Source organism: Curvibacter sp. AEP1-3, from assembly GCF_002163715.1.
In the GTDB taxonomy this organism is placed as follows: Bacteria; Pseudomonadota; Gammaproteobacteria; order Burkholderiales; family Burkholderiaceae_C; genus Allorhodoferax.
The window spans coordinates 4195861-4209393 of sequence record NZ_CP015698.1 but is presented as its reverse complement, the minus strand read 5'-3'; the positions used below and the strand labels follow the sequence as shown (position 1 = coordinate 4209393).

The following is a 13533-nucleotide window of genomic DNA, read 5'->3' as shown; positions in this document are numbered from 1 at the left end:
ACTGATGCAACGACCCTACAACTTCTCGGCCGGACCGGCCGCCATGCCAGCCGAAGTGTTGGAACAAGCCGCTGCTGAAATGCTGAACTGGCCCGATGCCAACGGCCGTCTCAGCGGCATGGGCGTGATGGAAATGAGCCACCGTGGCAAAGAGTTCCTGAGCATCTATGAGGCTGCAGAAGCTGACTTGCGTGAGTTGCTGGCGGTGCCTGCGAACTTCAAGATCCTGTTCATGCAGGGCGGGGGTCTGGCCGAAAATGCCATCGTGCCCTTGAACCTGAGCCCCCTGCGTGCCAACGGTAGCAACGGTGCCGCGGACTTCGTGGTCACCGGTAGCTGGAGTGAAAAGTCGCTCAAGGAAGCGGGCAAATACTGCAGCGCCCACTTAGCCGCTACGGGCAAGGCCGATGGCTTTACCGCCATTCCTCCTGCAGCCAGCTGGGAGCTGCGCGATGAGGCCAGCTATGTGCACATCTGCAGCAACGAAACCATCAACGGCATCGAGTTCCAGAGCCTGCCCGACCTGAAGGCGCTGGGGTCTAAAGCCGAGCTGGTGATTGACTTTTCCTCCCATGTCGCATCCCGCCCGGTGGACTGGAGCCGCGTGGGCCTGGCCTTTGGCGGCGCCCAGAAAAACCTGGGCCCTGCAGGCTTGACCTTGGTGGTGGTGCGTGAAGACCTGCTGGGCCATGCCCAGAGCGTTTGCCCCAGCGCGTTTGACTACAAAACTGTGGCCGACAACGGCTCCATGTACAACACCCCGCCCACGTACTCCATTTACATGGCGGGATTGGTGTTCAAGTGGCTCAAGCGCCAAGGTGAGAATGGGCTTACAGGGGTCGCCGCAATGGAAGCCCGCAACATCGCCAAGGCCGAGTTGCTTTACGAGACCATCGACGCATCCGGCTTCTATATCAACGGCGTGGCACGCAATGCCCGCTCCCGCATGAATGTGCCCTTCTTCCTGCGCAATGAAAGCCTGAACGATGCATTCCTGGCCGGCGCCAAAGAAGCGGGCTTGCTGCAGCTCAAAGGCCACAAGTCGGTGGGCGGTATGCGCGCCAGCATTTACAACGCCATCCCGCTGGAAGGCGTGCAGGCGCTGGTGGCGTACCTGCGCGAGTTCGAGCGAACCCACGGCTGAGGCACACATGGCACGAACACTTCCTGAACTCCGCGTCCTGATTGACGCCTTGGACATCGAGCTCCTCACCCTGCTGAACCGCCGTGCTGCCTTGGCGCACGAAGTCGGTGAAATCAAAAAAGTAGAGGGCTCCGCGGTCTTCCGCCCCGAGCGTGAAGCACAGGTCATCCAGACGCTGCAGTCTGCCAACGATGGCGCGCTCAAGAACAGCAGCGTCGCCGTGATCTGGCGCGAAATCATGTCTGCCTGCCGGGCGCTGGAAGCACCGCAACGCGTGGCCTATCTCGGCCCCAAAGGCACGTTCAGTGAAGAAGCTGCACTGCGCTTCTTCGGCTCCAGCATCACCCATGTGCCCTGCGCCAACTTTGACGAGGTGTTCCACGCCGCGACCGCTGGCTCTGCCGAGTTTGGCGTGGTACCCGTTGAAAACAGCACCGAGGGCGTCGTCACGCGCTCGCTCGATTTGCTGCTGAATTCCCCGCTGCACATCGTGGGCGAAATCAGCCTGCTGGTGCGCCACCATTTGCTGCGCACTACCGCCTCGTTGGAAGGCATTGAAGTGGTGCTCGCGCACCCGCAAGCCTTGGCGCAATGCCAGCAATGGCTCAGCACCCATTTGCCCCATGCCGAGCGGCGGGCCGTCTCCAGCAACGCCGAGGGCGCACGCTTGGCGGCCTCCAACCCCGCTTGGGCGGGCATTGCGAGCGAACGTGCGGGGTCCGAGTTCGGCCTGCATACGGCGGCACATGCCATCCAAGACGAGGCGTTCAACCGCACCCGTTTTGTCGTGGTGTGCCTGCCCAGCGTGCTGCCGGCGCCGCAAGCGTCAGGCAAGGACTGCACCAGCCTGGTGGTTTCGGTGCCCAACAAGCCGGGCGCGGTCCACGACATGCTGGTGCCCCTCAAACAACACGGCGTATCCATGACACGCTTTGAATCCCGCCCGGCCCGCAGTGGCCAATGGGAGTACTACTTCTACATCGATTTGCAGGGTCACCCTTCGCAGCCCCATGTGGCCGCTGCGCTGAAGGATCTTGCCGGTCTGTGTGCCTTCTACAAGGTGCTGGGCACCTACCCTTTGGCAGACTGAGCGGACTGCAGGACACCCACTATGTTTGAACAACTCGGTCTGATTGGTTGCGGTTTGATGGGCGGCTCCTTCGCCCTGGCGCTCAAGCGCGCAGGGCTGGTAAAGCGCGTCGTCGGCTACAGCAAATCGCCCTCCACTACCGAGCGTGCCCGGCAGATGGGTGTGATCGACATCGAAGCCCCCTCTGCGCTGTTGGCGGTGTCTGGCGCCGACATTGTTTTGATCGCGGTGCCCGTGTCTGCCACTGAAGCTACTTTCAAAGCCATCAAACATCTGGTCACCCCCAGCATGCTGATCATGGATGTGGGCTCCACCAAGCGCGACGTGATCGATGCCGGCCGCCGCGGCCTGCGTGAGCACATCGGGTCCTTCGTGCCGGCCCACCCTATTGCAGGCAAAGAACTCTCGGGGGTGGAGCACGCCGACCCCGACCTGTACGCCGGCAAGCAAATCATCTTGACCCCGATTGAACGCACACTGACTGTGCAACTGCAAAAGGCCGTCGATGTCTGGACCGCACTCGGCTGCCGGGTGCTGAAAATGTCGCCCGAGCAGCACGATGCCGCTTTTGCGGCGGTGAGCCACTTGCCCCATTTGATTGCCTTTGCGCTCATGAACGGGATCACCAGCCAACCGCAGGGCCAAGACTACTTGTCGCTGGCCGGACCGGGCTTCCGGGACTTCACACGCATCGCTGCAGGTGACCCCAAAATCTGGCGCGACATCATGATTTCCAACCGCGAAGAACTGTTGGCGCAAAGCAAAGTTTTTCAACGCACCCTGCAAGCCATGGAGCTGATGATTTCCAGTGGCAACGGCGACGCGCTGGAGGGCCTGATCGAACAAGCCAGCAACACGCGCGCCAACTGGACCATGGCGACCAAGCTCAACAAATAATGTTCTCCACCGCATTTCTCGACCTGCCACCCTTGGCCCACGCCGCTGGCGCGGTCACGCTTCCCGGCTCCAAAAGCATTTCCAACCGCGTGCTGCTGCTCGCCGCCATGAGCGAGGGCACCACGACCATCCACGACCTGCTGGACTCAGACGACACCCGCGTGATGCTGATCGCACTGCGTACCTTGGGATGTGCGGTAGAGCAGTCGGGCGCCATCGTCAAGATCACCGGTTTGGGCGGGAAGTTGCCCAACGGCTCGGCCCAACTGTTCCTTGGCAATGCAGGTACTGCCATGCGCCCATTGACCGCCGCACTCGCGGTGGTCGGAGGCGACTTTGAACTCAGCGGCGTGCCCCGCATGCACGAGCGGCCCATTGGCGACCTGGTGGACGCTTTGCGCCAGCTGGGGTGCGCCATTGACTATTTGGGCAACGAGGGGTACCCGCCATTGAAGCTGGGCACGCCAGCCTTGCAGCTCGACGCACCCATCAAGGTGCGTGGCGATGTCTCCAGCCAGTTCCTGACAGCCCTGCTGATGGCGCTGCCGCTGGTGGCCTCCAAAGACATCGTGATTGAGGTGGTGGGCGAACTGATTTCCCGCCCCTACATTGAAATCACCCTGAATCTCTTGGCACGCTTTGGCGTGAAGGTCCGGCGTGATGACTGGGAGCGGTTCACCATTCCAGCGGGTGCCCAGTTGCGTTCGCCAGGTGACATCCATGTCGAGGCCGATGCCTCCAGCGCTAGCTATTTCATAGCGCTTGGCGCACTATCCACGGGCGCCAATGGCCACAATGGCATCAAAATTCAAGGTGTAGGCGCCGACTCCATCCAGGGCGACATCCGCTTCATGGAAGCCGCACAGGCCATGGGTGCAAAGATCGACGGCGGCCCGAACTGGCTGCACATTCAGCGCGGGGCGTGGCCACTCAAAGCGATCGACCTGGATTGCAACCACATCCCCGACGCCGCCATGACGTTGGCGGTCATGGCACTTTATGCCGATGGCACCACCACCCTGCGCAACATTGCCAGCTGGCGCGTGAAGGAAACTGACCGGATTGCCGCAATGGCCACCGAGCTGCGCAAGTTGGGCGCCACCGTCGTCGAAGGTCAGGACTACATCCAAGTCACGCCTCCGGCCGGTATTGCCGACTGGAAAGCTGCGAGCATCCATACCTATGACGACCACCGCGTAGCCATGTGCTTCTCATTGGCTGCTTTCAACCCCGCCCAAGTGCCGGTGCGGATTGAAGACCCCAAGTGCGTAGCCAAAACATTCCCGGATTACTTTGAAGCTCTCTTTTCGGTGGCCACGGCAGATACAGGGAACATTCCGGTGATCTGCGTCGATGGCCCCACGGCCTCCGGCAAAGGTACCTTGGCTGCGGTTCTGGCAGAAAAATTGGGTTACCACTTTCTGGACTCCGGCTCGCTCTACCGCATTACCGGCCTGGCGGCCAGCCGTGCAGGCATAGCATTGGAAGCGGCCAATGAAGCGGCTATCGTAGCCCTGCTGCAAAGCCTGCCTATTCACTTTGAAGGCAGCCACATCTGGCTGGCCGACGAAGATGTGAGCGACGCGATTCGCACCGAAGAAGCCGGCATGAACGCATCCAAAGTGTCTGCGTTCCCGGCCGTTCGTGCCGCTTTGGTTGATTTGCAGCGCAATTTCCGCAAGCTTCCGGGCCTGGTTGCCGATGGCCGCGACATGGGCACGGCCATCTTCCCGGAAGCCCCTTTGAAGGTCTATTTGACGGCCAGCGCGGCCTGCCGTGCGGAGCGTCGCCATAAGCAGTTGATTTCAAAGGGAATTCCCGCTACACTCGACGGTCTTCGTGCTGACTTGGAGGCGCGCGACGCCCGGGACTCCTCCCGGACTGTTGCCCCCCTGAAGCCTGCGCAAGATGCCTTGTTGCTTGATAACTCGGATTTGACAGTCGAAGCGTCTGTTCAAACCGTGCTGGACTGGTGGCAGAGCAAACAGCCTTTCTAGCCCCGGCCTGAAAAGCAACCTGGCCCCCATTGCTTCCCTCGCGCGTCAGCGCACCGGTTCACACCAGAAGCTGTGGGGTTCAACAACTTAACCCCGCGGTACCAACCGCAAAACTCATGTCTGAATCTTTCGCAGCCCTATTTGAAGAATCGCTACAACGCTCGGAAATGCGCACCGGTGAAGTGATCACCGCTGAAGTCGTCCGCATCGAGCACAGCTTCGTCGTTGTCAACGCCGGCCTCAAGTCTGAAGCCTACGTGCCAATCGAAGAATTCAAGAGCGACAAGGGCGAAATCGAAGTCCAAGTAGGCGACTTCGTGTCTGTGGCTATCGACTCCGTGGAAAACGGCTACGGCGACACCATCCTGTCCCGTGACAAGGCCAAGCGTCTGGCTTCCTGGATGAGCCTGGAAAAGGCCCTGGAATCCGGCGAATTCGTGACCGGTACCACTTCCGGCAAGGTCAAGGGCGGTCTGACCGTTCTGGTCAACGGCATCCGCGCATTCCTGCCCGGTTCCTTGGTCGATACACGTCCTACCAAGGACCTGTCTCCGTACGAAAACAAGACCTTGGAATTCAAGGTTATCAAGCTGGACCGCAAGCGCAACAACGTGGTGCTGAGCCGCCGCGCTGTGGTGGAAGCTTCCATGGGCGAAGAGCGCGCCAAGCTGATGCACACCCTCAAAGAAGGTTCTGTGGTGCAAGGCGTGGTCAAGAACATCACCGAATACGGTGCGTTCGTGGACCTGGGCGGTATCGACGGCCTGTTGCACATCACTGACATGGCATGGCGCCGCGTCCGTCACCCCTCCGAAGTGGTGACTGCCGGTCAGGAAATCACCGCCAAGATCCTGAAGTTCGACACCGAAAAGAACCGCGTGTCTCTGGGTCTGAAGCAAATGGGCGACGACCCATGGATGGGCGTGAACCGCCGTTACCCCCAAGGTACCCGCATGTTCGGCAAGATCACCAACATCGCCGACTACGGCGCGTTTGTGGAACTCGAACCCGGAATCGAAGGTTTGGTGCACGTGTCCGAAATGGACTGGACCAACAAGAACGTGGCTCCTTCGAAGATCGTTGCCCTGGGTGACGAAGTCGAAGTCATGGTTCTGGAAATCGACGAAGACAAGCGTCGTATCTCCTTGGGCATGAAGCAGTGCAAGGCCAATCCTTGGCAAGAATTTGCCCAGAACACCAAGCGCGGCGACCGCGTGAAGGGCCCGATCAAGTCCATCACCGACTTCGGCGTGTTCGTGGGTCTGGCTGCCGGTATCGACGGCTTGGTGCACCTGTCTGACCTGTCTTGGAACGAATCCGGCGAAACCGCCGTGCGCGAATTCAAGAAGGGCCAAGAAGTTGAAGCTATCGTGTTGGCCGTGGACGTGGACCGCGAGCGCATCTCCTTGGGTATCAAGCAGTTGGATTCCGATCCTTTCACCACTTTCGTGTCCGTGAACGACAAGGGCCAGACCGTTACCGGTAAGGTCAAGACCGTGGACGCCAAGGGCGCTGAAATCGATCTGGGCGACGACATTCTGGGCTACCTGCGTGCTTCCGAAATCAGCCGCGACCGCGTTGAAGACGCTCGCAACGTGCTGAAAGAAGGCGACGAAGTGACTGCTGTGGTGGTGAACGTGGATCGCAAGACCCGCAACATCCAGTTGTCCATCAAGGCCAAGGACATGGCTGACCAAAACGAAGCCATGCAATCCCTGAATCAGAACACTGGCTCCGCCGGTACTACCAGCCTGGGCGCTTTGTTGCGTGCCAAGCTGGACAACAACAACTAATCTGTTGTTGCTGACCTGATTGAACGACCGGTTGCTTGACTGCACCGGTCGTTTTTTCTTACCCCAACCATTGCTCCTTGCCATGACTCGCTCCGACCTCGTTGAAGAACTGGCCAACCGTTTCAGCCAGCTGACCCACCGCGACGCCGAGTTCGCCGTGAAGGCCATTCTGGATGCCATGAATGACGCACTGGTCCGTGGCCACCGCATTGAAATCCGCGGTTTCGGCAGCTTCTCCATCAACCGTCGCCCTCCCCGCATGGGACGCAATCCCCGCAGCGGCGAAAGCGTGGCCATTCCCGAAAAGCGGGTACCTCATTTCAAGCCCGGAAAAGCTTTACGTGAAGCGGTGGACACGCGCACTGCGGAGCTGGAATCCAAGGCAAAACCCTGAGTAGAATCCCTCGACAACGAGGAGATGAATGAAACAGATCGCATGGCTCTTTAAGTGGCTACTTAAAGCGGCCATTTTTTTTACCCTGTTCGCCTTCGCCCTGAACAACCAGGGTGACGTCACGGTGCACTTTTTCTTCGGCACCCGCTGGACGGCGCCCATGGTGCTGGTAGTCCTGAGCGCATTTGCTGCAGGCCTGCTGATTGGAGTGCTGGGGATGGTGCCCCGCTGGTGGCGACACCGCAAAGCCGCACGCCGCGCCCGATCTGATGCCGACTCCGCACGTGCCACGCTGGCCGCTGAAACCAACGCTTCCCCGATAGCGCCCCCGCATGGACTTTGATATTTCCCTTTTGCTGATCAGCCTGCTGCTGGCCTTTGTGCTGGGCTGGCTGGCGTCGCGTCTCGACTTGCGACAACTGCGCATCGAAAACCGCCAGGCACCCAAGGCCTATTTCAAGGGTTTGAACTTTCTGCTGAATGAACAGCAGGATCAGGCCATCGACGCCTTCATTGAAGCCGTACAAAGCGACCCCGACACCTCAGAGCTGCACTTTGCACTGGGCAACCTCTTTCGTCGCCGCGGCGAGTACGAGCGCGCCGTGCGCGTCCACCAGCACCTGCTGTCACGCGGCGACCTCAGTCAGGACGACCAGCACCGGGCCCAACATGCGCTCGCCTTGGACTACCTCAAGGCAGGCCTGTTGGACCGTGCCGAAGAAGCCCTGCTGAAGCTCGAAGGCACCCGATTTGAAGCTCAGGCCCGTTTGGCGCTCTTGGCCAACTATGAACGCTCACGCGATTGGGAACATGCCGCAGGCATCGCTCGCAAGCTCGAAGCCTCCGGTCAAGGCAGCTTCACCGGCCGCCTTGCACACTACCTCTGCGAGCAAGCTGCCACACTGATGGCCAAAACGGACTCTGCAGGTGCCCAGTCCCTGCTGCAACAGGCCATAGACAGCGCACCTCAGGTTCCGCGCCCCCGCATGGACATGGCCGCACTGTTAACGAAGTCAGGGCAAGCAGCCCAGAGCTGCCGGGTCTTGACGGACGCACTGCATGCCTCGCCTGCCGCCATTCCGCTCATTGCCCCCTTGCTGGCCCAGAGTGCAATTGCATCCGGCCAAGTCGCTGAGACATTGGAACTGCTGAAGGCCACCTACCAGGAGGTGCCCTCGCTGGATGTGCTGGACGCCGTCGTGAGCCTGGAGGCCAGTACAACCGAACTCACCCCTACGGCACGCGACTGGTATGCCCGCCATCTCGAAAAAGAACCCTCCCTGGTCGCAGCCACCAAATGGATTGCCGGCGAAAAGCTGGAACGCGAAGCCTTTCATCCTCAGGTCCAGCGTGCGCTGGACCATGCCGTCAAACCACTGACCCGCTACCGCTGCGCAGCCTGCGGCTTTGAAGCCAAAGTCCATTTCTGGCAGTGCCCCGGTTGCCAAGCCTGGGACAGCTACCCCGCGCGGCGGGTCGAGGAGCTTTGAACCCTTTATGAGCATGACCAAAAACAAACTCTCGGCATCGCGCGTTCTCGTGGTCGGCGATGTCATGCTGGACCGCTACTGGTATGGCGCGGTGGACAGGATTTCTCCGGAAGCCCCCGTGCCGGTCGTACGCATAACCCACGAGGAAGAGCGCTGTGGCGGTGCGGCCAATGTGGCCTTCAATGCTGCAACCCTGGGCGCACAAGCCTCGCTGCTGACCGTGGTGGGTGATGATGAAGCCAGCCACAAACTCGAGGCACTGGTCGCCAAGACTGGCATACGCACCCACTTCGGGCGGGATGCGGACCTCAAGACCACGGTGAAGTTGCGGGTGATCGGGCGACAACAACAGCTGATCCGACTCGACTTTGAAAACACCCCCAAGAGCGAAGTGCTGGCGACCCAAACCGCCTCCTTCACCCGTCTGTTGGCCGAGCACGATGCGATCTTGTTTTCCGACTACGGCAAGGGTGGTCTGGCTCACGTGAGCGACATGATTGCCGGTGCCCGTGCGGCCGGCAAGCCCATCTTCATTGACCCCAAGGGCAGCGACTATTCGCGCTACCAGCAAGCGACCGTTATCACCCCCAACCGCGCCGAACTGCAACAAGTCATTGGCGCCTGGACCAGTGAAGACGATCTGCACGCCAAAGTTCACGCACTACGCAAACAACTCCAATTGGATGCAGTGCTGTTGACCCGAAGTGAAGAAGGCATGACCCTGTTTGATGCAGACGGACATTTGCACGTCAGCGCACAAGCGCGCGAGGTGTTTGACGTCACCGGCGCAGGTGACACGGTGATTGCCACCATGGCCAGCTTGGTGGGCGCCGGCATGACCCTGCGCGAAGCTGTGCCCCTGGCCAATCGCGCCGGCGGCATTGTGGTCGGAAAATTCGGCACCGCCACGGTGTCTTACGAGGAGCTTTTTGCATGACACGCATCGTGGTTACCGGCGCGGCCGGTTTCATTGGCAGCAACATCATTGCCGGACTCAATGCCCGCGGCATGACCGACATCATTGCGGTGGACGACCTCAAACAAGGTGACAAATTCCGCAATCTGGTCGACCTGAAGATTGCCGACTATGTCGACATGGACACCTTCTATGACGAGTTCGCCTCAGGCCACTACGGCCAGGTGGAAGCCGTGTTCCACGAAGGCGCTTGCAGCGACACGATGGAGCAGGACGGCAAATACATGATGGCCAACAACTACACGCTGTCCTGGCACTTGTTCCAAGCCTGCCAGAAGCGTGGCGCACGTCTCTTGTACGCCTCCAGCGCAGCGACCTATGGCGGCTCTGACACCTTCCGTGAAGACCCTGCCTTTGAAGGTCCGCTCAATGTTTACGGCTACTCCAAGCTGCTGTTCGACCAGCGCATGCGCCGCGAGTGTGGTGTGAACTTTGAGCGATCCAAGGCCGGCCGCACCCACCAGGTCGTGGGCTTTCGCTATTTCAACGTGTACGGCCCACGTGAGCAACACAAAGGTCGCATGGCCAGCGTCGCATTCCACCAGTTCAACCAGTTCAATGCCGAAGGCAAAGTGAAGCTCTTTGGTGAATACGGTGGCTACCCGCAAGGCGGCCAGATGCGCGACTTCGTGTTCATTGACGATGTGGTGGCCGTGAACCTCTGGTTCTTTGACAACCCCGCTCAAAGCGGCATCTTTAACCTGGGTTCCGGCCGCGCGCAGCCGTTCAATGATGTGGCCAGCTCTGTGGTCAACGCCATGCGGCGCCTGCGCGGAGAATCCGCGTTGGCCTTGGATGACATCGCCCAGCAGGGGCTGGTGGAATACGTGCCATTCCCCGATGCCTTGCGTGGCAAATACCAGTGCTACACCCAGGCTGACCTGAGCGCTTTGCGCGCCACCGGTTGCGACCACCAGTTTGCGGATGTGCAAACCGGCGTCAGCCGCTATGTGGACTGGTTGGCCAGCCGTAAAGCCTGACAACCTAACGACCCGACCGATGTCGCAGGCCCACGCACCCACAACCCGCTCAGCGATCCGTCGCCTCCTCTGTGGCGCAGCGCTGCTGGCATGCGGGGCAAGCCAAGCACTCGAACTCAATGAGGCCACCGAGGCCCAACTAGACGGCTTGCGTGGCTTGGGCCCCAGCAGCACTGCACGGATACTGCAGGCCCGCGAGGCGGGTCCATTCCAAAGCTGGGCGGACTTCATGGCACGTGTCAAAGGAATCAAGCCCGCCACTGCCGCCAAGTTCTCTGCGCAAGGGCTGACGGTCCAGGGTGCGACCTACACACCGGAGTCCAAATAATGCATCCCGTGATTGCCATTTGTATGGGCGCTTGCGCCGGTGCCCTGGCGCGCTGGCAACTGGGCTTGTGGCTCAACCCGGTCGCAACCGCCGGTACAGTGCTGCCCTGGGGCACGCTGGCAGCCAATCTGATTGGTGGTTACCTTATCGGTGTGTGCGTTGCCGTGTTCCAGGCCATGCCGCAGCTGGACCCGGCCTGGCGCCTTGCGCTAGTCACTGGCTTTCTGGGCGCACTCACAACTTTCTCGAGCTTCTCGGCCGAAGTCGTCGCCATGCTGGGGCAGCAACGGTATGCGTTGGCACTGGGCACCGCCGGCGTGCATCTGCTGGGCTCTTTGGCGCTGACGATTGCCGGCATGCGCTCTGCTACATTTTTCATAGCTGCTCGCGCATAGTCTATAGGCGCCAAATGCCGATTTGGCTGACCAGCAGCCCTGCACACCATTGGATGCACCCATGTCTTTCCTGCTGATTGCCATCTTCATCGCGACCTATGCCGCCATCGCCCTCGAGCATCCGCTGAAGGTCAACAAATCAGCATCGGCCCTCTTGGGCGCGGGCCTGATGTGGACGGTGTACGCCATGTCGGGCGTGGCGGTACCGGCACTGGAGTCGCAGCTGGGCGAATCCTTGATGGGTACGGCCCAGATTGTGTTTTTTCTGTTGGGCGCGATGACCATCGTGGAAGTGGTGGATGCGCACAACGGCTTCGAAGTGCTGACGTCCCGCATCAAAACAACCCGGCTCTCATCCCTGATGTGGATGGTGGGCATAGTCACCTTTTTCCTGAGTGCGATTCTTGACAACCTGACGACCACGATCGTGATGGTGTCCTTGATGAAAAAGCTGCTGGGTCGGCGTGACGACCGCCTGTTCTTCGCCGGCATCATCGTGATCGCCGCAAATGCGGGCGGCGCCTGGACCCCCATTGGCGACGTCACCACCACCATGCTGTGGATTGGCGGGCAAATCACTGCACTGGAAATCATGAAGGGCGTGTTCATTCCTTCTGCGCTCAATTTGCTGGTGCCCCTGACCATCACCGCCCGCGTGCTGGGTCATCGGCCGGTGGTGGCCCCGGAACGCAACCCCGATGAAGACAGCTTTGAGACCAGCGCATTCGAGCGCAACCTGATGTTCTATCTGGGCCTGTCTACGCTGGTGTTGGTGCCTGTGTTCAAGGCCGTGACGCACTTGCCTCCGTTCATGGGCATTCTGTTCGGACTTGGTGTGGTCTGGCTGGTGGGTGACCTTGTGCACCGCCAGGAAGAAGACCTACGTAAGCAGCGCCTGACATTGGCCCGCGCGCTGACGCGGATTGACATGGGTTCCATCGTCTTTTTTGTGGGCATTCTGCTCTCTGTTGCTGTGCTGGAGCACACCCATATTCTTCAGGCAGTGGCGCGCTGGCTGGATGCCACCGTGGGGCGATTGGATGTGATCGTGGTGCTGATCGGACTGGTAAGCGCGGTCGTGGACAACGTGCCGTTGGTAGCAGCTTCCATGGGCATGTACGGGTTGGCGCAGTACCCCACCGACAGCTTTCTTTGGGAATTCATGGCCTATTGCGCGGGCACCGGGGGCTCCATCCTGATCATCGGCTCTGCGGCCGGCGTGGCAGCCATGGGATTGGAGAAGATTGACTTTCTCTGGTACCTCAAACGCATCAGCGGGCTGGCCTTGTGCGGCTACCTGGCCGGTGCGGCGGCCTACATCGCCATGCACCATGCGGGCTTCTGACTGAGGGAACGCGCTCCGCCCTTCAAAGCTTAAGGGTAAACACCAAGGAATTACGTCAGGCTTTTTACAGGGGTTTTCAGGCACCATGCCGGAGTTGAATGCGGATACCTGTCCGCATCTCCGCTCGAACAAGACCAACTGGAGACTGCTTGTGAATGCTCTATTGAAATTTGCCAAAGGCATGGATTGGATCAGCCAAAAGCTGGGCCTTTTTGCCTCTTGGACTGTACTGTTTGCTGCGCTGATCAGCGCGGGAAATGCCTTCATCCGATACGGCTTCGGCATTACCTCGAACGGATGGATTGAAATCCAGTGGTACCTGTTTGCCTACACCGTGATGGTGGGTGCACCGTTCGTGTTGAAGGTCAATGAGCACGTTCGCGTCGACCTGATTTACGGCAAGCTCAAGGGCAATCGTCCTGTCTATGTCGACATTTTCGGGCTGGTGTTCTTTCTGCTGCCCGTGATTGGCCTTTTGGCTTACCTGACCTTCCAGTACTTCTGGGGTATCTACGTGTCGGGCGAAATGTCGCAGAACGCAGGTGGTCTGATCCGTTGGCCTGCGGTGCTCGCTATGCCTATCGGCTTTGCCATGGTGTGGCTGCAGGGCTTGTCTGAAATCATCAAGCGTGTGGGCTACCTCCAGGGCAAATTTGCCATGGACACACATTACGAAAAACCTTTGCAATAAGCCGCATCCAAGC

General features: G+C 59.9%; 14 protein-coding genes. All 14 read left to right on the top strand.

All coding sequences use genetic code 11. The features are described 5' to 3' along the window. Positions 1 to 4 precede the first annotated feature (4 nt). The 14 genes from serC (at position 5) to AEP_RS19635 (ending at position 13520) form a co-directional block, all read left to right on the top strand. On the top strand, positions 5 to 1144 hold the full coding sequence (serC, locus tag AEP_RS19700; RefSeq protein ID WP_087496966.1) for a 3-phosphoserine/phosphohydroxythreonine transaminase: 1140 nt from the start codon (positions 5 to 7) through the stop codon (positions 1142 to 1144). Positions 1145 to 1151: 7 nt separating this feature from the next. Continuing rightward, complete coding sequence (pheA, locus tag AEP_RS19695; RefSeq protein WP_087496965.1) at positions 1152 to 2234, top strand: prephenate dehydratase; 1083 nt, start codon at positions 1152 to 1154, stop codon at positions 2232 to 2234. A 21-nt stretch (positions 2235 to 2255) separates the two neighbouring features. After that, entirely contained in the window at positions 2256 to 3131 is an 876-nt protein-coding gene (locus AEP_RS19690) for a prephenate dehydrogenase (RefSeq protein ID WP_087496964.1), read from the top strand. Then, positions 3131 to 5128, top strand: coding sequence for a bifunctional 3-phosphoshikimate 1-carboxyvinyltransferase/cytidylate kinase (locus tag AEP_RS19685; protein ID WP_087496963.1), 1998 nt, complete (start codon positions 3131 to 3133; stop codon positions 5126 to 5128). Before AEP_RS19690 ends, AEP_RS19685 begins: the two co-directional genes overlap by 1 nt. 116 nt (positions 5129 to 5244) lie before the next feature. Then, the gene (gene rpsA, locus AEP_RS19680; RefSeq protein WP_087496962.1) at positions 5245 to 6921 is read left to right on the top strand and encodes a 30S ribosomal protein S1; all 1677 of its coding nucleotides are present in this window, start codon (positions 5245 to 5247) and stop codon (positions 6919 to 6921) included. 82 nt (positions 6922 to 7003) lie between these two features. Beyond that, complete coding sequence (locus tag AEP_RS19675; protein WP_087497444.1) at positions 7004 to 7315, top strand: integration host factor subunit beta; 312 nt, start codon at positions 7004 to 7006, stop codon at positions 7313 to 7315. 28 nt (positions 7316 to 7343) lie between these two features. Continuing rightward, positions 7344 to 7658 (top strand): LapA family protein, encoded by a 315-nt coding sequence (locus AEP_RS19670; protein WP_087496961.1) that lies wholly within the window; start codon positions 7344 to 7346, stop codon positions 7656 to 7658. Next, positions 7648 to 8805 (top strand): lipopolysaccharide assembly protein LapB, encoded by a 1158-nt coding sequence (gene lapB / locus AEP_RS19665; RefSeq protein ID WP_087496960.1) that lies wholly within the window; start codon positions 7648 to 7650, stop codon positions 8803 to 8805. Before AEP_RS19670 ends, lapB begins: the two co-directional genes overlap by 11 nt. A 7-nt stretch (positions 8806 to 8812) precedes the next feature. Continuing rightward, positions 8813 to 9742, top strand: coding sequence for a D-glycero-beta-D-manno-heptose-7-phosphate kinase (rfaE1, locus tag AEP_RS19660; protein ID WP_087496959.1), 930 nt, complete (start codon positions 8813 to 8815; stop codon positions 9740 to 9742). Next, positions 9739 to 10761 carry an ADP-glyceromanno-heptose 6-epimerase gene (rfaD, locus tag AEP_RS19655; protein WP_087496958.1) on the top strand — a complete coding sequence of 341 codons (1023 nt, stop codon included), beginning with the start codon at positions 9739 to 9741 and terminating at the stop codon, positions 10759 to 10761. Before rfaE1 ends, rfaD begins: the two co-directional genes overlap by 4 nt. Before the next feature lie 19 nt (positions 10762 to 10780). Beyond that, on the top strand, positions 10781 to 11089 hold the full coding sequence (locus tag AEP_RS19650; RefSeq protein ID WP_087496957.1) for a ComEA family DNA-binding protein: 309 nt from the start codon (positions 10781 to 10783) through the stop codon (positions 11087 to 11089). Further along, positions 11089 to 11484: a fluoride efflux transporter CrcB gene (gene crcB / locus AEP_RS19645; protein WP_087496956.1), complete on the top strand. Its 396-nt coding sequence runs from the start codon at positions 11089 to 11091 to the stop codon at positions 11482 to 11484. Before AEP_RS19650 ends, crcB begins: the two co-directional genes overlap by 1 nt. 61 nt (positions 11485 to 11545) lie before the next feature. Beyond that, positions 11546 to 12829 carry a sodium:proton antiporter NhaD gene (gene nhaD, locus AEP_RS19640; protein ID WP_087496955.1) on the top strand — a complete coding sequence of 428 codons (1284 nt, stop codon included), beginning with the start codon at positions 11546 to 11548 and terminating at the stop codon, positions 12827 to 12829. Positions 12830 to 12980: 151 nt separating this feature from the next. After that, complete coding sequence (locus AEP_RS19635) at positions 12981 to 13520, top strand: TRAP transporter small permease subunit (protein ID WP_087496954.1); 540 nt, start codon at positions 12981 to 12983, stop codon at positions 13518 to 13520. Positions 13521 to 13533: the final 13 nt, after the last annotated feature.

Excerpts from the sequence above, each read along its gene's own strand:
- serC (WP_087496966.1), top strand. The coding sequence starts at position 5 with ATGCAACGACCCTACAACTTCTCGGCCGGACCGGCCGCCATGCCAGCC.
- pheA (WP_087496965.1), top strand. The coding sequence starts at position 1,152 with ATGGCACGAACACTTCCTGAACTCCGCGTCCTGATTGACGCCTTGGAC.
- AEP_RS19690 (WP_087496964.1), top strand. The coding sequence starts at position 2,256 with ATGTTTGAACAACTCGGTCTGATTGGTTGCGGTTTGATGGGCGGCTCC.
- AEP_RS19685 (WP_087496963.1), top strand. The coding sequence starts at position 3,131 with ATGTTCTCCACCGCATTTCTCGACCTGCCACCCTTGGCCCACGCCGCT.
- rpsA (WP_087496962.1), top strand. The coding sequence starts at position 5,245 with ATGTCTGAATCTTTCGCAGCCCTATTTGAAGAATCGCTACAACGCTCG.
- AEP_RS19675 (WP_087497444.1), top strand. The coding sequence starts at position 7,004 with ATGACTCGCTCCGACCTCGTTGAAGAACTGGCCAACCGTTTCAGCCAG.
- AEP_RS19670 (WP_087496961.1), top strand. The coding sequence starts at position 7,344 with ATGAAACAGATCGCATGGCTCTTTAAGTGGCTACTTAAAGCGGCCATT.
- lapB (WP_087496960.1), top strand. The coding sequence starts at position 7,648 with ATGGACTTTGATATTTCCCTTTTGCTGATCAGCCTGCTGCTGGCCTTT.
- rfaE1 (WP_087496959.1), top strand. The coding sequence starts at position 8,813 with ATGAGCATGACCAAAAACAAACTCTCGGCATCGCGCGTTCTCGTGGTC.
- rfaD (WP_087496958.1), top strand. The coding sequence starts at position 9,739 with ATGACACGCATCGTGGTTACCGGCGCGGCCGGTTTCATTGGCAGCAAC.
- AEP_RS19650 (WP_087496957.1), top strand. The coding sequence starts at position 10,781 with ATGTCGCAGGCCCACGCACCCACAACCCGCTCAGCGATCCGTCGCCTC.
- crcB (WP_087496956.1), top strand. The coding sequence starts at position 11,089 with ATGCATCCCGTGATTGCCATTTGTATGGGCGCTTGCGCCGGTGCCCTG.
- nhaD (WP_087496955.1), top strand. The coding sequence starts at position 11,546 with ATGTCTTTCCTGCTGATTGCCATCTTCATCGCGACCTATGCCGCCATC.